Source organism: Flavobacterium cupriresistens (assembly GCF_020911925.1).
In the GTDB taxonomy this organism is placed as follows: domain Bacteria; phylum Bacteroidota; class Bacteroidia; order Flavobacteriales; family Flavobacteriaceae; genus Flavobacterium; species Flavobacterium cupriresistens.
On record NZ_CP087134.1, the window covers coordinates 4,060,916 to 4,087,007 of the forward strand.

Annotated in this window: 2 protein-coding genes and 2 pseudogenes; all 4 read right to left on the reverse strand. The window is 41.0% G+C overall.

Going from position 1 to position 26,092, the window contains the following annotated elements:
• Window positions 1-118: 118 nt before the first annotated feature.
• Window positions 119-1,387: pseudogene (locus LNP23_RS22980) on the reverse strand (hypothetical protein); the annotation flags it as partial.
• Window positions 1,388-1,567: 180 nt separating this feature from the next.
• Window positions 1,568-23,821 (reverse strand): annotated as a pseudogene (locus LNP23_RS22985) (DUF4347 domain-containing protein); the annotation flags it as partial.
• A 331-nt stretch (window positions 23,822-24,152) separates the two neighbouring features.
• Window positions 24,153-24,335, reverse strand: coding sequence for a hypothetical protein (locus tag LNP23_RS17130; protein ID WP_230002117.1), 183 nt, complete (start codon window positions 24,333-24,335; stop codon window positions 24,153-24,155).
• Between the two features lie 3 nt (window positions 24,336-24,338).
• Entirely contained in the window at window positions 24,339-26,090 is a 1,752-nt protein-coding gene (locus tag LNP23_RS17135) for a tape measure protein (RefSeq protein WP_230002118.1), read from the reverse strand.
• Window positions 26,091-26,092 lie beyond the last annotated feature (2 nt).

Below are 26,092 nucleotides of genomic sequence, written 5' to 3' on the forward strand. Positions count from 1 at the left end.
ATTGGTTTAATGTACAACCGTTAGCATCGGTAACCACAACATCGTAAGTACCTCCTTTTAAAGCAACCTGATCTTCATTTGTGGCTATGACAGTACTACCATTAGTGGTACTCCAAGCATAGGTATATGGCGCAGTTCCACCACCTACAGTGATGTCAATAGAACCATTAGTCTGACCTGAGCATAATACTGCTGTAGATCCATAACCTAATGATAAAACTAGTGGACTTTGAACGGTAACACTACTTGTTGCCGTACATAAAGTGGTATTATCTTTCACCGTTACTTGGTAGGTACCTGCCGGTACACCACTCACTGTAGCGGTAGTATTATTTCCCGGAGTATTCCATAGGTAGCTAAAACTGCCTGAACCTCCTGTTACACTTACATGAACTGTTCCGGTACTTGTACCAAAACAGTTCACTGCTGTGCTGGTAGCTGTAGCGGCTAACATCAGACAAGTTCCACTGTTTACTGTTGCGCTCGCTGTAGCGGTACAACCATTAGTATCGGTTACTGTTACTGTATAAGTACCCATATCCAGTCCGGTTACCTGAGCGGTAGTCGCTCCGGTATTCCATAGATACGTATATGGACCTACTCCACCATTGGCTGTTACGCTTACTGTTCCATCGCTGGTGGTTGGACCGTTCTCGTCAGTAGCTGTAGCGCTGGCGCTTAACATACTTGCCGGTTCGGTGATGGTAATACTTTCTTCTACGGCATCACATACGGTGCCATTTATAGTTACCCCTACGGTATAAGTACCGGCTGCTTTATTGCTTATCGTACTGCTGGTACCTGTGGTTATCGTTCCATCACTCCAAGTGAAAGTAAAGACTGCTCCAGGACGTAAAGCCGAACTTGCATTTACTGTAATCGCTCCTGTAGATGTTCCGGTACACAATACATTGGTAACGGTTCCAACTGTTACTACTGCGTCACAAGTATTCACACAATCCACTACGACGCTCTCTGTGAATGTACAACCGTTAGTATCGGTTACCGTTACACTGTAAGCTCCATTGGTAAGTCCTGTAATGGTTGCTGTTGTACCTCCATTGCTCCATAGATACGTATATGGCGCTGTACCACCTGTGGCGGTTACTGTCGCGCTACCGTTACTACAGCTTTGTGCTGTTGTAGCGTTTTGTTTGGTTAGATTAACCATCAGACCTGTAGAAGGTTCTGTGATTACTATGGTTAGATTTGCACCTTGACAGTCGTTGGCATCTTTTACTTTTACTGTATAAGATCCTGCTGTTAATGAACTGAATACTCCTGTTGAATTACTTGTAGCAAAGTTATCAATGCTGTACAGATAAGGAGCATTACCTCCTGAGGCTGTAACCGTGAAACCTCCTGTAGCACCTGCTGAACACAACACTTGTTGATGAGCTCCTGTGTTCTCTACAAGTGTTAGCGTTGCCGGTTCGCTTACTACTATCGATTGGTTTAATGTACAACCGTTAGCATCGGTAACCACAACATCGTAAGTACCTCCTTTTAAAGCAACCTGATCTTCATTTGTGGCTATGACAGTACTACCATTAGTGGTACTCCAAGCATAGGTATATGGCGCAGTTCCACCACCTACAGTGATGTCAATAGAACCATTAGTCTGACCTGAGCATAATACTGCTGTAGATCCATAACCTAATGATAAAACTAGTGGACTTTGAACGGTAACACTACTTGTTGCCGTACATAAAGTGGTATTATCTTTCACCGTTACTTGGTAGGTACCTGCCGGTACACCACTCACTGTAGCGGTAGTATTATTTCCCGGAGTATTCCATAGGTAGCTAAAACTGCCTGAACCTCCTGTTACACTTACATGAACTGTTCCGGTACTGGTACCAAAACAACTTACTGCTGTACTACCACTGGTAGCAGCTAACATCAGACAAGTACCGGCATTAACCGTAGCACTGGCTGTAGCAGTACAACCATTAGCATCAGTTACCGTTACATTATAAGTACCCATATCAAGTCCAGTTACCTGAGCGGTAGTCGCTCCCGTATTCCATAGATACGTATATGGACTTACTCCTCCACTGGCTGTCACACTTACTGTTCCATCGCTGGTTGTTGGACCTAACTCATCTGTTGCGGTTGCACTGGCGCTTAACAAGCTAGCTGGCTCGGTGATGGTAATACTTTCTTCTACAGCATCACACACGGTGCCGTTTATAGTTACGGCTACGGTATAAGTACCGGCCGCTTTATTATTTATTGTACTGCTGCTACCAGTGGTCACTGTTCCATCACTCCAAGTGAAAGTAAAGACTGCTCCAGGATGTAATACTGAAGTTGCATTTACTGTAATGGATCCTGTAGCAGCACCTACACACAATACATTGGTTACTGTACCAACTGTTACTGTGGCATCGCAATTGTTCACACAATCCACTACCACACTCTCATTGAAAGTACAACCATTACCATCGGTAACTGTTACACTGTAAGCGCCTGCTGTTAATCCTGTGATGCTTGCTGTAGTAGCTCCTGTATTCCATAAATAGCTGTAGGGTAATGTACCACCTGTAGCGGTTACTGAAGCTTTACCATCTGCACAACCTTGTGCTGTAGTAGCATTTTGTTTAGTTAGATTAGCTGTTAAAGCGCTCGATGGCTCACTAATTAGTATGGCAACACTAGTTTGACAGTCTCCAGCATCTCGTACCGAAACGGTATAACTACCTGATTCTAATCCGCTAAATACTCCTGTTGCATTACTGGTTGCAAAATTATCGATACTGTATAAATAAGGTGTAGTACCTCCTGTGGCTACAACAGTAAAACTTCCTGTGGCGCTTCCTGTACAAGACGCCTCTTGATGAGCACCTGTATTTTCACTTAGGGTAAGTTGTACCGGTTGAGTGATTGTAATTGATTCGGTTACTGTACAACCTTTGCTGTCTGTAGCGGTAACGTTATAAGTTCCTGCGCCTAAATTAACCTGATCTTCATTCGCAGCTATTAAACCAGTTCCGTTAGTAGTACTCCACACATATGTATATGGCGCTGTACCACCACTAACGGTGATGTCAATTGATCCATTGTTTTGTCCGTTACATAATACTTGTGTTGGACCAGCTTGCAGCGTCAACGCTAATGGACTTTGAACTTCTGTGCTACTTGTTGTAGTACATAAAGTAGTGGTATCAGTTACCGTTACACTATAGTTACCTGCTGGTAAATTGTTTACTGCAGCTGTAGTAGCTCCAGTATTCCATAGGTAGGTAAAGTTGCCTGAACCTCCGCTTACACTCACGCTTACTGTTCCTGTACTCGTACCAAAGCAGTTCACCCCTGTGCTGGTAGCCGTCGCAGCTAACATTAGACAAGTACCACTGTTCACTGTTGCGCTCGCTGTAGCGGTACAACCATTGGTATCGGTTACTGTTACCGTATAAGTACCCATATCCAGTCCGGTTACCTGAGCAGTAGTTGCTCCGGTATTCCATAGATAGGTATAAGGACCTACTCCACCATTGGCTGTTACACTTACTGTTCCATCGCTGGTTGTTGGACCATTTTCGTCGGTAGCAGTAGCGCTGGCGCTTAACATACTTGCCGGTTCTGTGATGGTAATACTTTCTTCTACGGCATCACATACGGTACCATTTATAGTTACCCCTACGGTATAAGTACCTGCTGCTTTATTGCTAATCGTACTGCTGGTACCTGTGGTTATCGTTCCATCACTCCAAGTGAAAGTAAAGACTGCTCCAGGACGTAAAGCTGAACTTGCATTCACTGTAATAGCTCCTGTAGCTGTTCCGGTACACAATACATTGGTAACGGTTCCAACTGTTACTACTGCGTCACAAGTATTCACACAATCCACTACTACACTCTCTGTGAATGTACAACCGTTAGCATCGGTTACTGTAACACTGTAAGTTCCGTTGAGAAGTCCTGTGATGGTTGCTGTTGTGCCTCCATTACTCCATAGATAGGTGTATGGCGCTGTACCACCTGTGGCGGTTACTGTAGCGCTACCATTGCTACAGCTTTGAGCTGTGGTAGCGTTTTGTTTGGTTAAATTAACCATCAGACCTGTAGAAGGTTCTGTGATTACTATGGTTAGATTTGCACCTTGACAGTCGTTGGCATCTTTTACTTTTACCGTATAAGATCCTGCTGCTAATGAACTGAATACTCCTGTTGAATTACTTGTAGCAAAGTTATCAATACTGTACAGATAAGGCGCATTACCTCCTGAGGCTATAACAGTGAAGCCTCCTGTAGCACCTGCTGAACACAACACTTGTTGATGAGCTCCTGTATTTTCGGTAAGTGTTAGCGTTGCCGGCTCACTTACTACTATCGATTGGTTTAATGTACAACCATTCGCATCGGTAACCACAACATCGTAAGTACCGCCGCCTAAAGCAACCTGATCTTCCTGAGTGGCTACTACGGCGCTACCATTAGTTGTACTCCAGGCATAGGTATATGGCGCAGTTCCACCACCTACAGTGATGTCAATAGAACCATTAGTCTGACCTGAGCATAATACTGCTGTAGATCCATAACCTAATGATAAGGCTAGTGGACTTTGAACAGTTACATTGCTTGTTGTCGTACATAAAGTGGTATTATCTTTCACCGTTACTTGGTAGGTACCTGCCGGTACACCACTCACTGTAGCGGTAGTATTATTTCCCGGAGTATTCCATAGGTAGCTAAAACTGCCTGAACCTCCTGTTACACTTACATGAACTGTTCCGGTATTGGTACCAAAACAACTTACTGCTGTACTACCACTGGTAGCTGCTAACATCAGACAAGTACCGGCATTAACCGTAGCACTGGCTGTAGCAGTACAACCATTAGCATCAGTTACCGTTACGGTGTAAGTACCCATATCAAGTCCAGTTACCTGAGCGGTAGTCGCTCCCGTATTCCATAGATACGTATATGGACTTACTCCTCCACTGGCTGTCACACTTACTGTTCCATCGCTGGTTGTTGGACCTAACTCATCTGTTGCGGTTGCACTGGCACTTAACAAACTAGCTGGCTCGGTAATGGTAATACTTTCTTCTACGGCATCACATACAGTGCCGTTTATCGTTACGGCTACAGTATAAGTACCGGCCGCTTTATTATTTATTGTACTGCTGGTACCAGTGGTTATTGTTCCATCACTCCAGGTGAAAGTAAAGACTACTCCAGGATGTAATACTGAAGTAGCGTTTACTGTAATGGCTCCTGTAGCAGCGCCTACGCACAATACATTGGTTACTGTACCAACTGTTACTGCGGCGTCGCAATTATTCACACAATCCACTACCACACTCTCATTGAAAGTACAACCATTACCATCGGTAACCGTTACACTATAAGCGCCAGCTGTTAATCCGGTGATGCTTGCTGTAGTAGCTCCTGTATTCCATAAATAGCTGTATGGCAATGTACCACCTGTAGCTGTTACTGAAGCTTTACCATCTGCACAACCTTGGGCTGTAGTAGCGTTTTGTTTAGTTAGATTAGCTGTTAAGCTACTTGATGGCTCACTAATTAGTATGGCAACACTGGTTTGACAGTCTCCTGCATCTCGTACCGAAACGGTATAACTACCTGATTCTAGTCCGCTAAATACTCCTGTTGCATTACTGGTTGCAAAATTATCGATACTGTATAGATAAGGTGTAGTTCCACCTGTGGCTACAACAGTAAAACTTCCTGTGGCGCTTCCTGTACAAGACGCCTCTTGATGAGCGCCGGTATTTTCACTTAGGGTAAGTTGTACCGGTTGGGTGATTGTAATTGATTCCGTTACTGTACAACCTTTGCTGTCTGTAGCGGTAACATTATAAGTACCAGCTCCCAGATTAACCTGATCTTCATTCGCAGCTATTAAACCAGTTCCGTTAGTAGTACTCCACACATAAGTATATGGCGCTGTACCACCACTTACGGTGATATCAACAGATCCATTATTTTGTCCGTTACATAATACTTGTGTGGCTCCAGCTTGCAGCGTCAACGCTAATGGACTTTGAACTTCTGTACTACTTGTTGTAGTACATAAAGTAGTCGTATCAGTTACCGTTACACTATAATTACCTGCTGGTAAATTGTTTACTGTGGCTGTAGTAGCTCCATTATTCCATAGGTAAGTAAAGTTGCCTGAACCTCCACTTACACTCACGCTCACTGTTCCGGTACTCGTACCAAAACAGTTCACCCCTGTGCTGGTAGCCGTTGCAGCTAACATTAGACAAGTTCCACTGTTCACTGTTGCGCTCGCTGTAGCAGTACAACCATTAGTATCGGTTACTGTTACCGTATAAGTTCCCATATCCAGTCCGGTTACCTGAGCGGTAGTTGCTCCGGTATTCCATAGATAGGTATAAGGCCCTACTCCACCACTGGCTGTTACACTTACTGTTCCATCGCTAGTGGTTGGACCGTTCTCATCGGTAGCCGTAGCGCTGGCACTTAACATGCTTGCCGGTTCGGTGATGGTAATACTTTCTTCTACAGCATCACATACAGTACCATTTATAGTTACCCCTACGGTATAAGTACCGGCTGCTTTATTGCTTATCGTACTGCTGGTACCTGTGGTAATGGTTCCATCACTCCAAGTGAAAGTAAAGACTGCTCCAGGACGTAAAGCCGAACTTGCATTTACTGTAATAGCTCCTGTAGGTGTTCCGGTACACAATACATTGGTAACGGTTCCAACTGTTACTACAGCGTCACAGGTATTCACACAATCCACTACGACACTCTCTGTGAACGTACAGCCGTTCGTATCGGTTACCGTTACGCTGTAAGTTCCGTTGAGAAGTCCTGTAATGGTTGCTGTTGTACCTCCATTACTCCATAGATAGGTATATGGCGCTGTACCGCCCGAAACGGTTACAGTCGCACTACCGTTGCTACAGCCTTGACCCGTAGTTGCATTTTGCTTCGTTAAATTAGCAGTTAAAGTACTAGATGGCTGAGTAATCACTATTGGACTAGTCACAAATTTACATCCTTTAGCATCTGTTACTGTCAAGGTATAACTTCCTGCAGGAATTCCTGTTAGGTCTTCTGTTGTTTGTCCTGTATTCCAACTATACGTAAATGGACCAGTTCCTCCGTTAACAGTTGCATTTATGGCACCTGTAGATTGACCTTGACAACCAATATTAGTAGCAAGATTAGTAACTGCTAAATTACTTTGATAAGTCTGAATTATAAATGGTTCACCAGGCACTTCACCAAAACAGCCACTGTCTGTTGTGAGAGAAACTATAACATCCGTATAACTTCCCGGCATTAAACTTTGAATCGTTAATTGACTGCTGCTATTTGATGTCATATTGGCTACTACCGGAGCAGCTCCATTTTTCACATAGCTAACCTGATAAATTTTTCCAGGTAAAAGTCCTCCATTACTAATTACCAAACTTCCATCATTGCCCGGAGTACAATTTGTTGGACTGTTTGCCGCTATTGTCAAACTGGTTTCAATTATTTCACAACATGCTTTAGCAATAGCACTATTGATCCAATCAGTATTAATAGGTTTAAAGCAACCTGCATTTGTTAGTCCAGTTCCACTGCCGTCATTCACTGGTGAATAGGCGTCAACGCTAACTGTAAAAGTTACTATATTGATTCCTGCTTCCTGAGCATCACTACAGCTATCGTTATCACTGTTAAGGTCTAAATAATCCGGCAAAGCATCACCATCTGTATTTATTGGTGTTATTAATCCGCCTGTAGACTGTCCTGTTTCACAGCCACCTGCATCAATAACATTTCCGTCAGGGAAACGACAACTAACAAGACTTGTGTAGCTTGCAAGATTTCCGGAAGCTTCTATTGCATCAGGAATACCGTCATTATCACTATCCAAATCTAAACTGTTGATGATTCCATCACCATCAGTATCTACGGTACCTTCTACTATATCGGAAATTCCGTCATTATCGTCATCAACATCAGCATAATCCGGAACTCCATCGCCATCGGTGTCAGTTCTGGTGTTATCAAAACAATCACAAGAATCTGCGACACCATCACCATCGGAATCCGGACTTATTATTGTTGCATTAACATAAGTATAAGTTCCTGTGTATATTCCAGGGCTTGCAAGAGACTCAAGTGTATCATTAAATCCATTTAAATTCGTGTCCGGTTGTGAACTTCCGTATGTAAAATTAGAAGTACGATTCATACTAACACCGGATTCGAAATGATCACTACAACCATCACCATCACTATCCAAATCTACATTATTGGTTTTTCCATCACCGTCTGTGTCAACGGTACAAGTAGCTTTTGGATTTGATGAAGCAATATAAGTTGCAGATCCCTGAGTCGCTGTAATCTCATAATTTGTAAAGGTTGGCGTAGTCGATCCTACTGTAGATACTCTAATTCTATAGTATTTATAAAAATCGTTTTGGTTTGCTGCTTGTACTGCCCATGTTTTGGTTGTTCCTGCACTGGTTGCCACCGGAGCCGAAATAGTCGTATAAGCTACACCATTAATTGAACCTTCTAATACAGCGAAAGATCCTGTACCCCAGCTTGCCGTTGCTCCAATTACATTAACTGAAGCTAAATTTACAAATGCCGGATACTCTATCGTGTAGATTATTGAACTGGTGGTACTCGTTTGTGCCGCTGCGACAATATGATTGGATGCTGCTACATTTGTAGAAGTCCCATCATGTAAAGTTAGAATATCATTTCCTGGTGTTACCGTTATGCTATTTACTGTCGTAGAGGCTAAACCGGTCGAAACTTTTGCTATAACCAATCCTTCAGCGGCTGTATAATAACAACTAGGTGCTTCTACTGCATCTAAAACGCCATCATTATCATCATCAATATCCACTAAATCATTGATTCCATCACCATCTGTATCAGCACAAACGTTTAAAGCTTTGTTTAATCCATATAGTGTATAGGTTGAAGGATAACTTGTGGTTGCTGTAACCGTATCATTGTTTTCTAATGGATTGGCTAAACCGTTGTTACCATAAGGTCCTTGTGCTACTGCATTTGGAGCACTTACAGTACCGGAAGTATTTACAAGATTTCCGCTTAATAATGTCCCTGTAACTCCGGATTCTTTGGCATCCGGACAACCATCACCATCACTGTCTAAGTCTAATCGATTTGCAATTCCGTCCCCGTCAGTATCGATATCCAAAATACAACCGGAACTAACATTAGCTGACGAAATAGTTCTTACTGTGGTTTGAGCAGACTGCCATTGCGCAACATAATTGTTTGCAGCGCCATTATCAAAATGATAAACTCTAACTAAAACTCTTCCTGTTGCATTGGTAAAAGCAGGTGTAAATGTACTTGCTGCACCTGTACTTGTTGTAATTTGTGTTGTTAAAGGAACTTCAGAAGGATCTCCATTTGGAAAAACTGAAAGCCATGTATAATCTACAGCTCCTCCGGACGTTACATTAAACTGTACATTATTTTGTGTACGTAAGTCTAAATAGAACTCGTCTACTATCATTTCAAGATCCCCATTCGCTGCTGTACCTGCGGAATCATCGTATAAAGCTTGCGTAATACCTGACGTAGCAACTATCACATTGTAAGTACCGGCATTTCCACCACTTGGATTATTTGCGTTAGTAGTATATTGACTTGGAAACGTTGGTTGACCATAAATATCAGTTCCACTAAAATAGCTTGCCAATGCCGTACTACCTAAACTATTATCAAATCCCGGAACAGTAGCGTAATATCTTGTACCAAATTGAGCACAGGCACCAATAACCGTTTCTGCGGTATCTAAAATACCGTCATTATCGTCATCAATATCTACCAGGTCTCCAATTCCATCACCGTCTGTATCGGTACATAAATTCAAGCCTGATACTGTAGCATATCTAGTATACGTTGATGTATAACTTGTTACTGCTTTCGTAGTATCATTATTCTCCAGTCCATTGGCCAAACCATTGGCGCCATAAGGTCCTTGCGCTACTGCGTTTGGAGCAGTTACAGTCCCGGAAGTGTTTACAAGACTACCGCTTAATAATGTACCGGTAACACTCGATTCTTTGGCATCCGGACAGCCGTCACCATCACTGTCTAAATCTAAATTATTGGTTATACCATCACCATCGGTATCTACGCTACAAATTGGTTTTGGATTGGCTGAAGCCCCATAAACAGCAATTCCCTGAGTTGCTGTAATTTCATAATTGGTATAAGTTGGTGTAGTTGTTCCAACCGTAGAAATTCTTATTCTGTAATATTTATAAAAATCATTTTGATTGGCAGCTTGCACTGTCCAGGTTTTGGTTGCTCCTGCACTTATGGCAAGTGGTGCTGAGATCGTAGTATATGTACTCGCATTTGTAGAACCTTCTAGCACTGCAGAATACCCTGTTCCCCAACTTGCGGTAGCTCCCACTACATTTAATGTCGCTAAGTTTACCGGTACCGGATACTCTATATTGTAAATTACAGAACTGGTCGTATAAACCAATCCTGCCGGAATAACATGATTAGAGGCTGCTACAGTCGTAGAAACACCATCACGCATTGTCGGAATATCATCGCCTGAATTAACTGCTACACTATTAACTGTTGTAGTATTTAATCCTGTTGATACCTTAGATAAAACCAAAGCTTCGGCTGCTGTATAATAACAGCTTGGTGCTTCAACGGCATCTAAGATTCCATCATTGTCATCGTCTATATCTACTAAATCTGATATTCCGTCATTATCACTGTCTGAACAGGCATTTAACGTTTTATAGATAGCATAATTATTATAAGTAGATAAATAACTTGTAGTTGCCGCAGCAGTATCATTATTTTCTAATGGATTGGCGAGTCCATTGGCTCCATAAGGTCCTTGTGCTACTGCATTTGGAGCGCTTACCGTACCTGAAGTATTTACAAGATTACCACTTAATAATGTTCCTGTCGCGCCTGATTCTTTGGCATCCGGACAACCGTCGCCGTCACTGTCTAAATCTAAATTATTCGTTACACCATCACCATCAGTATCCACACTACAAGTAGCTTTTGGGTTTGATGCAGCTACATAAACAGCAGGACCCTGAGTTGAAGTTACCTCATAATTGGTAAACGTTGGTGTTGTGGTTCCTACTGTAGATACTCTGATTCTGTAATATTTATAAAAGTCATTTTGATTAGCTGCCTGAACCGTCCATGTTTTGGTTGTTCCTGCGCTTGTAGCCACCGGTGCTGAAATGGTTGTATAAGTTGTACCATTTGTTGAGCCTTCCAATACGGCAAAGAATCCTGTACCCCAGCTTGCTGTAGCTCCAACCACATTTAACGTGGCGAGATTAACTGGTACTGGATATTGAATGTTATAAATTACGGTACTGGTTGTATAAACTAATCCCGCCGGTACAACATGATTAGAGGCTGCCACGGTCGTAGAAACACCATCGCGCATTGTTGGAATGTCATTTCCGGGAAGTATTGGTCCACTGTTTACAGTAGTGGATACTAATCCTGTAGATACATTTGCTATAACCGAAGCTTCAGCGGCTGTGTAATAACAACTCGGTGCTTCTATAACATCTAAAATACTATCATTATCATCATCAATATCAACTAAATCCGGCACTCCATCATTATCTGTATCTATACAAGCATTCACACCAGTAGAAAGTGCATAATTAGAATAGGTCGATGCATAACTTGTAGTCGCTGATTGAGTATCGTTACTCTCCAAAGGATTTGCTAAACCATTGGCTCCATAAGGTCCTTGTGCCACAGCATTTGGAGCACTCACAGTACCTGAAGTATTGACAAGACTTCCGCTTAATAAAGTTCCTGTAACACCCGATTCTTTAGCATCAGGGCAACCATCGCCATCACTATCCAAATCTAATCGATTCGGAATACCATCACCATCGGTATCAAGGTTACAAGAGCTATCACTATGTAATACCGTGTTTAAAGCGGTTGCAATTCTTCCTTGATTTTGCGGATAATATCCTGATTGTGTCGGTGTTGCATCATCGGAAACAAAAACAAAATTCCCTTTACTTGATGCCCCCGGAATCTGTCTCATAATTATAAAGGCAGAAGTAGGGAATCCTTGACCATAATTTAATACATCCTTATCTGCTACTCCATTTATAAGCTGGAATACCGCTCCATGAGGAACCGGCCATATTGGGTTCATTATACTAAAATAATCCGCATTTGTGTTTAGTGGTAAATCCTGCGGAGAAATAGATGGCCCTACAGAATAACTTGTACCATAAACGGTATTAAGCATGGTTACAAGACCGGTCATGTTGGCAGCATTACAACAACCATCAACAAAAAAGGCAAATGATTTACTTTTTTTATTGACAATAGCATCTGTAAGTGCTGTCCAGTGTGCTGCATTAATGGTGTTACTGGTAGATTCAATAACGACCATATCATAACCACTATAATAATTTGCCGGTACTGTTGCATTTTCTAAAGTAAGAAAGTTAGAAACAGTAGAACCCGCAGGCATATAATTTGTAAATTCAGTTATTAGTCCGGTTCTTATTCCAAAAGTATCTTCGTTGGTTGTATTAATCAATACCGTTGAAGGTACGGCACTAACACTGCTTTGAAGACATTCTGTCGTATCCAGTATACCATCATTATCATCATCGATATCCACTAAATCTCCTACTCCGTCACCATCACTATCGATACAGGCATTCAGAGTACTGTTCACTGCATATTGACTATAGGTCGAAGTGTAACTTGTTGTAGCCGCTGCTGTATCATTATTTTCTAATGGATTGGCTAAACCATTGGTTCCATAAGGTCCTTGAGCAATTGCATTTGGAGCAGTTACCGTACCAGAAGTATTCACAAGGCTACCGCTTAATAAAGTACCTGTGACTGTCGCTTCTTTGGCATCCGGACAGCCGTCACCATCACTGTCTAAATCCAATCGATTTACAATACCGTCTCCATCAGTATCTATGTCGCCACACTCTGCGGCACCGGCTGTAATATCTGCAGAAACATTAACAGACCACCAGAATTCGGCTTGGGTGGTTGAAAAGGTAATAGACGATAGTGTGTCTCCCAATTCTGTTGTTCCTTGTGCATAAGTCGTTACACCATCTAACTGATGCAGAGCGTTGTTTGCGGTAAAATTTAAACCTGTACCCTGTTGGATTTTTGTTAATGAATAAGTGCCCGTAAAAGCCAATGGGGCTTGGCCACCACCACCACCGTACGACCATATATGAAATCTCGGTGTAGGAATCGGCTCTGAAAATGTTAAAGTCCAGCTACCCGCAGTGCTTATGATCGGCGTAACGACAGATCCTGTAAAATTGGCTGGGCAAAAAGAATTAAGTCCAGTACTGGCATTATCCCATGTTGCTTGAGTAGTACTACTCATTGCAGTTGCATTATTACTCTTCAAGGTAACGGTCACGGTTTTGCTGCCATAGGTCATATGTCCGGACCAAGTAGCAGTTCCTATTCCACTATCCCAAACAATCCAAGAATCATTACCATGCAAACCGCCGCAATTATCGGCAACTTTACAAATAGCGGATTCGACTGTATCTAATATTCCATCATTATCATCGTCAATATCAACTAAATCACCTACTCCATCACCATCACTATCCAAACAGCCATTTAAAATAGCACTCACTGCATTTGGAGCATAAGTTGATGTATAGCTGGTTGTCCCTGCTGCTGTATCATTATTTTCTAATGGATTGGCTAAACCATTTGTTCCATAAGGTCCTTGCGCTACTGCATTTGGAGCACTTACTGTACCGGAAGTATTTACTAAGTTACCGTTTAATAAAGTACCAGTAACTGTTGCTTCTTTGGCATCCGGACAACCGTCACCATCACTGTCCAGGTCTAAATTATTGGTTATACCGTCACCATCGGTATCTACACTGCAGATAGGTTTTGGATTTTGCGAAGCGCTATATGTCGCATCTAAGTCCACATACATTTCCAGCACTCTGGCATAGTAAGCTGTTCCTGTTGCTCCTGTGATTCTATACTTAGTAAACTTAACTCCCGGCTGCAGGGTATTAGTAAAGGTTTCTGTTGCATTAACAACAGATCGCACTGCTGCTGTATTCAAATCTACCCATGAAGTACCATTGTATCCTTGTAATTTTACTGTATTACCGGCACCACCATCGGTAAAGCCTAAATTATACATAGAAAAACGAATAGCGGTTATGGCTACAGGTAGCGTAGGTGTAATTTCGTATATCGATAATCCAATCGCATTTTGACCCGGATTAAAATAAAAATCACTCGCTGTACTATCAATTCCATCGTACGTATTCGTTATTGGGGTGTTACTTCCAATTGTTAAGTTTGAAGTCACATTTGCTACTTTAGAAGCCTCCACTGTCGTATAATAACAACTTGATGCTTCAACGGCATCAATAATACCATCATTATCGTCATCGATATCTACTAAATCATTGATTCCATCACTATCACTATCTGCACAAGCGTTTAAAGCTTTATAGATTGCATAAGCATTATAAGTTGATGCATAACTGGTCGTTGCTGCGGCAGTATCATTATTTTCTAAAGGATTAGCTAAACCATTAGCACCATAAGGTCCTTGTGCCACGGCATTTGCAGCAGTAACTGTCCCCGAAGTATTTACCAAACTACCACTCAATAAAGTACCTGTCACTCCTGATTCTTTGGCATCGGGACAGCCGTCACCGTCGCTGTCTAAGTCCAGATTATTAGCTATACCATCAGCATCGCTGTCGACATTACAGATTGATTTTGGGTTTTGTGAAGCGCTATAGGTAGCACCCAAATCCAGATACATTTCCAGTACTCTGGCATAATAAACTGTTCCTGCTGCTCCTGTAATTCTATATTTGGCAAACTTAACTCCTGGTTGCAGGGTATTGGTGAAGGTTTCTGTTGCATTAACAACAGATCGCACCGCTGCGGCATTCAAGTCTACCCACGAAGTACCATTATAACCTTGTAATTTTACTGTATTTCCGGCACCACCATCGGTGAAACCTAAATTATACATTGAAAAACGAATAGCTGCTAAGGCTACAGGCACTGTAGGCGTAATTTCGTAAATTGATAATCCAATCGCACTTTGACCAGGACTAAAATAAAAATCACTGGCTGTACTATCTATCCCATCATATGTATTCGTTATTGGGGTGTTACTTCCAATTGTTAAATTTGAAGTAACATTTGTAATTTTAGAAGCCTCAACAGCAGTATAGTAACAGCTTGGTGCTTCAACGGCATCAATAATACCATCATTATCATCATCGATATCTACTAAATCATTAATTCCATCTGCATCACTATCTGCACAAATATTTAAAGCTTTATAGATTGCATACGTACTATAGGTGGATGGATAACTTGTAGTGGCTATGAAAGTATCATTATTTTCTAAAGGATTTGCAAGACCATTGACTCCATAAGGTCCCTGTGCCACAGCATTTGGAGCGCTTACAGTTCCTGAAGTGTTTATCAGACTTCCACTTAGTAAAGTCCCTGTAACTCCAGCTTCTTTGGCATCTGGACAGCCATCACCGTCACTGTCTAAATCTAAACTATCCGGAACACCATCTCCATCTGTATCTAAGTTGGAACATAATCTTTTTTCTACATTCAAATTATTAAGCCACCAGCTATTTCCATGTTCTTCTCCCCAACGTAGTACCAATTCATCTCCTACATCAAAATATACATCTTGAGCCAGTATTGTTGGTGGTAACGGTGCAGCATATGCTCGATATTTCGAATAAACTACAGTTTCAACTCCGTTTTTACGTTTTATAATAGCAAAATGATCAGCAGCATCTAAATTTGAAAATTTATAAAATCCTCTTTCTTCAATCTTAATCGTGTGCACGAACTCAACAACTACGACACCGTTTATGTACGACGTTGGTGCATCCGGAGTTGTAATACTTAAATCATTACTCGTACTTGTATAACTTGCAAGGGCTACAGCTCCTGTTGCATTTAAAGGTTTAAATCCACTTGCCTCTCCGGTAGCTGTTCCATCATAATTTGGATACCTTGTTACAGCGTAAGCAAATGTACTTGAAGGAGCTAATGTAGAGCTTGCAAACAAACAATTTTGTTCCAGTATATCCGTAATACCATCATTATCATCATCAATATCAACTAAATCTCCAACACCATCACCATCACTATCTAAACATCCATTTAAAACAGTACTTACTGCATTTGGGCTATAGGTCGATGCATAACTTGTAGTGCCAGCAACGGTATCATTATTTTCTAATGCATTGGCTAAACCATTGACTCCGTAAGGTCCTTGCGCTATTGCATTTGGAGCATTTACCGTACCTGAAGTGTTTACCAGATTACCACTTAATAAGGTACCTGTAACTGTCGCTTCTTTAGCATCTGGGCAACCGTCACCATCACTGTCTAAGTCTAGATTATTTGTTATACCATCTGCATCGGTATCAACACTACAGGTTGGTTTAGGATTTTGTGAAGCATTATAAGTTGCATCGGAATCCAGATACATTTCTAACACTCTGGCATAATAAGCCGTCCCTGTTGCTCCTGTTATTCTAAATTTAGCAAATTTAACTCCGGTCTGAAGTGTATTGGTAAAGGTTTCTGTTGCATTAACAACAGATCGCACCGCTGCTGCATTCAAGTCTACCCATGAAGTACCATTATAACCTTGTAATTTTACTGTATTACCGACGCCACCATCAGTAAAGCCTAAATTATACATTGAAAAACGAATAGCTGTTATCGCTACAGGAGTTGTAGGAGTAATTTCGTAGATCGATAATCCAACCGCATTTTGACCCGGATTAAAGTAAAAATCACTGGCTGTACTATCAACTCCATCATACGTATTTGTTATTGGTGTATTACTTCCAATAGTCAGATTTGAAGTAACATTTATAATTTTAGAAGCCTCAGCTGAAGTATAATAACAAGCTGGCGCTTCAACGGTATCCAAAATACCATCATTATCATCATCGATATCAACTAAATCTCCCACTCCGTCACCGTCAGTATCTAAACAAGCATTTAAGATTGCACTTACTGCATACTGGTTATAAGTTGATGTATAACTTGTTACAGCTGCTGCTGTATCGTTATTTTCTAGTGGATTTGCCAAACCATTCGCTCCATATGGTCCTTGAGCAACTGCATTTGCAGCGGTCACGGTACCTGAAGTATTCACAAGACTACCGCTTAGTAAAGTACCTGTAACTGTGGCTTCTTTAGCATCCGGACAGCCGTCTCCGTCACTGTCTAAATCTAAATTATTGGTTATACCGTCGCCGTCAGTGTCCACACTACAAGTTGGTTTTGGATTTGCCGAAGCTCCATAAACTGCTGTTCCTTGAGTTGCTGTAATTTCAAAATTGGTAAAAGTTGGTGTAGTTGTTCCTACTGTAGATACTCTAATTCTATAATATCTATAAAAATCATTTTGATTCGCAGCTTGCACTGTCCAGGTTTTTGTTGTTCCTGTACTTGTGGCTACCGGCGCCGAAATAGTAGTATAGGTTACACCATTTGTAGAACCTTCCAATACTGCGAAATATCCCGTTCCCCAACTTGCTGTAGCTCCAATTACATTTACTGTAGCCAAGTTTACGGGTACCAAATATTCTATATTATAAATTACCGAATTTGTCGTATAAACAAGTGCTGCGGGAACAACATGATTAGAGGCTGCCACGGTTGTAGAGGTTCCATCACGCAGGGTTGGAATATCATCACCTGAGTTGACCACTACACTATTAACGGTCGTCGTTGTTAGTCCGGTTGATACTTTAGATAGAACCAAAGCCTCCGCTGCTGTGTAATAACAGTTTGGTGCTTCTGTAGCATCTAGAATACCATCATTATCATCATCGATATCTGCTAAATCTGATACTCCATCACTATCACTATCTGCACAAGCATTTAATGTTTTAAAAATAGCATAGGCATTATAGGTTGAAGTATAGCTTGTTACAGCTGTAGCTGTATCATTATTTTCTAAAGGATTCGCCAAACCATTGGTTCCGTAAGGTCCCTGAGCTACAGCATTTGCTGCACTCACAGTACCGGAAGTATTTACAAGACTACCACTTAATAAAGTACCTGTAACACTCGATTCTTTGGCATCCGGGCAACCGTCACCATCGCTGTCTAAATCTAAATTATTGGTTATCCCGTCGACATCCGTATCCACACCGCAGATTGGTTTTGGATTAGACGAAGGCACATAAACCGCAGGTCCTTGGGTTGAAGTAAGTTCGTAATTGGTAAAAGTTGGAGTTGTAGTCCCTACTGTAGATACTCTAATTCTGTAATATTTATAAAAATCGTTCTGATTGGCAGCTTGTACCGTCCAGGTTTTGGTTGTTCCCGTACTTGTGGCAACCGGTGCAGAAATGGTGGTATAGGTAACACCATTTGTTGAACCTTCCAATACGGCGAAAAATCCTGTTCCCCAACTTGCCGTAGCTCCTATTACATTTACTGTCGCTAAATTTACCGGTACGGGATATTCAATGTTATAAATTACGGAACTTGTCGTATATACCAGTGCAGCCGGAACCACATGATTAGAGGCTGCCACAGTTGTAGCAGTACCATCACGCATTGTTGCAATGTCGTCTCCTGGATTAACCACTACACTATTAACTGTAGTAGTTGCAAGTCCTGTTGATACTTTAGACAACACTAAAGCTTCAGCTGCTGTATAATAACAGGTTGGTGCTTCTACAGCGTCCAGAATACCATCATTATCATCATCTATGTCTGCCAGATCACTCACTCCATCATTATCACTATCTGCACAAGCATTTAAAGCTTTATAAATGGCATACAAATTATAGGTTGAAGTATAACTCGTTACCGCTCCTGCCGTATCATTATTTTCTAATGGATTCGCCAAACCATTAACTCCATATGGCCCTTGTGCCACAGCATTTGGAGTACTTACCGTGCCGGAAGTATTTACAACATTACCACTTAATAAAGTACCTGTCACTCCTGATTCTTTAGCATCCGGACATCCATCACCATCACTGTCTAAATCTAAATTATTAGTTATTCCATCACCATCGGTATCTACAGTGCAAGTTGTTTTTGGGTTTTGAGACGCGCTATAAGAAGCATCCAAATCCAGATACATTTCTAATACTCTGGCATAGTAAGCCGTGCCTGCAGCTCCTGTTATTCTATACTTAGCAAACTTAACTCCGGTCTGAAGGGTATTGGTAAAGGTTTCTGTTGCATTAACGGTTGATCGCACTGCTGCAGCATTCAAGTCTACCCATGAAGTACCATTGTAACCTTGCAGTTTTACTGTATTACCGGCACCACCATCAGTGAAACCTAAATTATACATTGAAAAACGAATGGCAGTTATCGCTACAGGGACTGTAGGTGTAATTTCATATATAGATAATCCAATCGCATTTTGACCCGGGTTAAAATAAAAATCGCTGGAAGTATTGTCAATTCCATCATACGTATTGGTTATCGGGGTACCGCTTCCAATGGTTAGGTTTGTCGTAACATTTATTATTTTAGCAGCCTCAAAAGCAGTATAATAACAGCTTGGTGCTTCAACAGTATCCAAAATACCATCATTATCATCGTCGATATCCACTAAATCGCCAACTCCATCACCATCACTATCAGCACAAGCATTTAAAGCTTTAAAAATACTGTAAACATTATAGGTAGATGCATAACTTGTAACTGCAAAAGAAGTATCATTGTTTTCTAAAGGATTTGCCAAACCATTTGTTCCATAAGGTCCTTGTGCTACGGCATTTGCAGCGGTTACAGTACCTGATGTATTAACAAGGCTGCCACTTAGTAAAGTTCCGGTAACCCCTGATTCTTTAGCATCCGGACAACCGTCACCATCACTGTCAAGGTCTTTGTTGTTGGTTACTCCATCACCATCAGTATCGACACTACAGGATGGTTTCGGATTAATAGAAGCTGCATAAACTGCAGGTCCTTGAGTAGCTGTAATTTCATAATTGGTAAAAGTTGGCGTAGTACTCCCTACTGTAGATACCCTGATTCTATAAAATTTGTAAAAATCATTTTGATTGGCGGCCTGAACTGTCCATGTTTTTGTGGTTCCTGTACTTGTGGCAAGCGGAGCCGAAATGGTCGTATAGGTTACACCATTGACAGAACCTTCCAATACGGCAAAAGATCCTGTTCCCCAACTTGCTGTAGCTCCTATTACATTTACAGTAGCCAAATTTACAAAACCGGGATATTCTAAGGTATAAATTACTGAGCTTGTAGTACTCGTTTGTCCCGCTCCTACAACATGATTAGAGGCAGCCAAATTGGTTGAAGTACCATCCCGCATCGTCGGAATATCGTCGCCTGCGTTTACAACTGAGCTATTAACGGTCGTACCATTTAGTCCTGTAGATACTTTAGCTAAGACTGAAGCTTCAGAAGCCGTATAGTAACAACTTGGCGCTTCTATGGCATCTAGTATTCCATCATTATCATCATCTATATCTGCTAAATCATTTACTCCGTCATTATCAGTATCTATACAAGAGTTGTAAAAGGTGTTCCATGCATATAAATTATACGTAGAACCGTAGTTAGTGGAAGCTGAAAAAGTATCGTCGCTCTCTATAGAACTTGCCAAACCATTTACCCCATAAGGACCTTGTGCAACCGCATTTGGTGTGCTTACTGTACCCGATGTATTTACTACATTACCACTTAATAAAGTACCTGTAACTCCTGATTCTTTAGCATCCGGACAACCGTCGCCGTCACTGTCTAAATCTAATCTATTCGGGATACCGTCACCATCAAGATCGGCTTCAACATCTCCACATCCCTGTGTATTGGCTTTGTATAAAGTAATGCCATCAATTCCGATGTAATTACCATCTCCGGCACCTGTAGGAAATACGTCAATAAGAAGTACAGGAGCAGTGGTTGTAGCCACAAAAGTGATAGAGGATTTTGCCCATTGTTTCACATTATTCCCGTTATAGGTCATCATATCAGAAAGATAGGCAACACCATCAACGGTAAATCTTAATTGTGCCAGCTGACCAACTGTTGTTACTCCGTTTGTACCTCCAAATATTTGATAAAATTCAAACTTATAGGATTGTCCAATCTGGATTCCCTTAGAAGCGGGAATAGTGGTACCCATTGCTTCATTGGTAAAGCCATTATAAATAGCTGCGAAAATATTTCCGTCCGGTGTAGCGGCTGTACCATTCAAGGCGCCTCCCCAAAATCCGGAACCATTTAATGAAAAACTACCCGTCCAGGTATCGCAACTTCCTGAAGAAGCCCAACCTGTTGGTCCGAGAGTTGAATTTAAACTGGCAGTATTGGTATTTTCATTCCATGCAACACCAGCTGCAGCCTCAAAAGTACCATCAACGACACCGCTCAGCAAAGAAACACAACTTCCTTGTTCAACAGTATCAAGTATTCCATCGTTATCATCATCTATATCTGTCAGATCACCAACACCATCATTATCACTGTCAAGACATAAATTTAATCCCGGAGTTGTTGCATATAGACCATAGGTTACTACATAACTTGTAGTTCCAAAAGATGTATCATTATTTTCTAAAGAATTGGCTAAACCATTAGCTCCATACGGTCCTTGTGCTACCGCATTTGCGGCAGTTACGTTACCTGATGTATTTACAAGAGTACCACTTAACAATGTTCCGGTTACACTCGCCTCTTTAGCATCCGGACAACCGTCTCCATCGCTGTCAAGGTCTAAATTATTAGTTTTACCATCATTGTCCGTATCGACACTACAGGTTGTTTTTGGATTTGCTGAAGCGTTAAAAGCTGCAGGACCCTGAGTTGCTGTAACTTCAAAATTCGTAAAAGTAGGCGTAGTTGTCCCTACAGTAGACACTCTGATTCTGTAATATCTGTAAAAATCGTTTTGGTTCGCAGCTTGTACGGTCCAGGTTTTAGTGGTGCCAGCACTTGTAGCCACCGGTGCCGAAATGGTAGTATACACCATTCCATTTACGGAACCTTCTAAAACGGCAAAAGAACCGGTTCCCCAGCTTGCTGTTGCTCCAATTACATTTACGGTAGCTAAGTTTACCGGTACTGGATATTCAATCGTATAAATTACTGAACTTGTAGAATTGGCTTGTCCAGCAGCTATCACATGATCTGAAGCCGCTACTGATGTAGAAGTTCCATCACGCAAAGTTGGAATATCATCCCCCGGGGTTACCGTCACACTATTTACCGTAGAGGAAAACATTCCGGTACCAATTTTTGCTATAACCAAAGCTTCCGAAGCACTAAGGTAACAACCTGGCGCTTCTGTGGCGTCTAAGACACCGTCATTATCATCATCTAAGTCTGCTAAATCAGGAACACCATCAGCATCACTGTCAAGACAACCTTTATAAACATTGCTCAACGCGTATGGATTATAGACTGTATAAAAGTTTAAAACTGCCGAAGAAGTGTCATTATTTTCTAATGAACTGGCTAAACCATTTGTTCCATAAGGCCCTTGTGCTACTGCATTTGCAGCCGTCACCGTTCCGCCTATGTTTATAAAAGTACCGCTTAACAGCACTCCCGTAACTCTGGATTCTCTCGCATCCGGACATCCGTCTCCATCACTGTCTAAATCAAAATTGTTGGTTACACCATCACCATCCGTATCGACACTACAGGTTGGTTTTGGATTTGCCGAAGCGCTATAAAAAGCCGGACCTTGGGTAGCTGTAACTTCAAAATTGGTAAAAGTGGGCGTAGTTGACCCTACTGTAGAAACCCTGATTCTGTAATATCTGTAAAAATCATTTTGATTCGCGGCCTGTACGGTCCAGGTTTTAGTAGTACCTGCACTTGTGGCTAATGGCGCTGAAATCATAGTGTAGGTTGTACCATTTGTAGAACCTTCTAAAACAGCAAAAGAGCCGGTTCCCCAACTTGCTGTTGCTCCAATTACATTTACCGTTGCCAGATTTACGGGCACGGGATATTCAATCGTATAAATAACTGAAGTTGTAGCGCTGGTTTGTCCTGCTGCTATCACATGATCTGAAGCCGCCAATGTGGTCGAAACTCCATCGCGAAGTGTTGGAATATCTGCTGTCGGAGTTACGGCTATACTGTTTACTGTAGAAGAAGTTAATCCTGTAGAAACTTTAGCCATCACCAAAGCTTCAAAAACATTATAATAACAACTTGGAGCTTCTAAAGCATCTAAAATTCCGTCATTATCATCATCTAAATCAACCGAATTTATGACTCCATCACCATCAAAATCATTGCCCGGAGCATACTGCAAATTGTGTTTGTATTCTTTAAAACTAAGAGCTTGAACAGGTTTTCCTACCTCTAAATTCCAATCCCCATTTTTACCTGTAATGTTGTTAGAAGCTGCAACTGTAATCCCCAATGCGTGCTCCAGAAAACGAACTGCTGCCTTGCCCTCTCTGCCTTTAGCAAATTCACAACCATAAATATTTATGTGATTAATTTTAGAAAGATCAATGTTTTGAAGCATCCAAAGCGCTATTTCCTCTTTGCTTCTCCATTTGTTTTCTATATAAAGAGCCCCACTCTTTCCGTGTGTTACTAAGTTGTAAACCGTTGAGGCGGTATTATTTTTTGAAATATCATATAGCGACAAATCTTGTACTGATTTATCGATATAGCTTTTTTCATCTTCATTCCTAAAAGAAGACTCAAAACCCGGTAAAATACCAGTATTGAATTTAACATTTTTTGCACTTATTTCCGAATAATTAAAAAATAAAGAAACAAAGTATAATCGAAAAATCGAAATTTCCATTTTAACAAAACAAAATTTCCATTTTTGAGACAAATAAAGAAACTTTTGAACATCATTTAAAAGGTAATTAAAGCCATAATTAGAGCTTTTTTTAAGCGATGATGAGCCAAACTATTCAATCATTAACAAGATGTTTAAACACATCTTTCGAGTCTGTATTAAATCCAAACGTATTAAACACTTTTTCGTGAATTGAGTCAATGAGTAGAGAATAAATAAAAAAAGCCCCAATCGGGGCTTTTTTTTATGCTATCGAACAATAGAGCAGCATAATGGTATTCTATTGAGCATTGCCCGACCCGCAAGCCTGACAATGCAAATATACAAATTTTTATTTGTAAATCCCCTCATACGATATAACCGCATTAATAGTTCTAACAGACAAATAAAACTCTTTTGCAACACTCTCAATTACGGCTTCAATCGTCCATTTTTTTTGCGCTTTCGTTTTCTTCTCAAAACTAGTTCGTATTGCTTTATTTCTCCTATTTAAACGCTCTTGTTTACTCTCCATATATTAACTGGTTTGCATTTGGTTTACACTATTTACAGCTCTTAATAATATTTCTTGCACCGTTTCGCCTAATCTTTCAATTCCTTTTTCGGTATTTTCAACAAATATTTTTGTGTCATCCTGTAGCTTATGGATGGTTACATTAATGGTTGTCATTTTAGAACCTCCCGAAACAATGTTATCGCCTTTTTCTCCCTTTCCTTTTCCTTTTTTTCCTTTTCCAGTATCATTCATCAGATCAGCAAAAACTTTTGATTTATCTTGCTTTAAATAGTCAGGTGTTGGAGTTTTCGAACCCTTTGTTTGTATTCCGACTTCTTTAGCTTTCATATTAACACCATCATTGTATCCTTTAGAAAATGTTCTAGCCGCTTTCAAACCATCGTCAAAGAGTTTTTTCTTAGAGTCAACACCCATCAAATCGCCCACGGCTTTTTTACCAATTTCAAAAGCGTTTTTAAAATCTCCTTTAAAGAAAGCAAGTAGTGCGCTACCCATTCCAGTAATACCTGATAATAGATCGTGTATTCGATTAATTACATAATCTTTAATTGCAGTTCCAAAGCCTTTCAGCACTTCCCAAGTTCCCATTATCACGCCACGAAATCCTTCAAAACGATTCCAACACGCCCAAACAATAGCAACTAGTGCGGTGATAGCAATTACAACCAAACCAATAGGGTTCATATTCATTGCAAAATTGAAAGCTGTTTGCGCTGTAGTTGCTAACCAAAGCCGTGCCTCAAATAAAGCAAATTGAGCTGAGAATATCCAAAAGCCTGCATTAGCTGCAACAAATGAAACTCCCAATGTGGTAACCAAAGCTCCAAAGAAAAACAATAACGGTTTTGCCTCAATAATCCACTTAACAACACTTGCTACAGCATGCCCAAAAGGAATAATATTTTCAGCTACAGCCGTACCCACGTCAAATAGTGGTTTTATCCATTCGGCAAAAGCCATACCTATTCGACTTATTTGATTTTTAAATGTCCCCGTCATTGTTGTCCATTTACCGCCCGCACTTTCAGCCATTTTTTTAGCCATATCGTGATACCTTCCACCTTCAGCAGTAGCAAGTCTAAAGGCTTCCGAAACCATCCCCGAAGATATAGCTCCCTGTTCCATTTTATCCTTTAGTTTACCCATTGAAATACCCGTGTTTTCGGATATTATTTGAAGTGGATTAAAACCTTGACCAATCATTTGATTCATATCTTGTCCCATCAAATGCCCAGTTGCCATAACTTGAGAAAATGACAAGGATAATGAATCTAAGCGTGCCTCATTACCCATTGCAACATCTCCTAACATTTTCATATTACCCATTACTTTCTCCTGGGCAATACCAAAACCAAGCATTGTTTCAGCACCTTTAATAATTCCCTCATTACTATAAGGCGTTGCATCAGCATATGAGTTTAATTGCCCGAGCATATCCCGAGCCTTACCGACGGAACCGAGCAAAACTTCAAACTTGGTATTTGTTTGCTCCATTTCGACCCCCATATTAAAAACCGCCTTGATTCCTGCAACAACACCAAGGGAAATACCTAACGCACCAACTAAACCAATTACTGTTTTAAAGCCCGAACCCATAGAAGAGAAAAAAGAATTTGAAGAACTTTCTGTACTTCTAAAAGTACTGTTTAATCCTTCAACTCGATTATTAGTCATGCCAACACTCGCCGCTATTTGTCGTAGCGGCGAAGATGCCATGTTTTTCATTTGTATAATAAATTCATACGCATTCATAA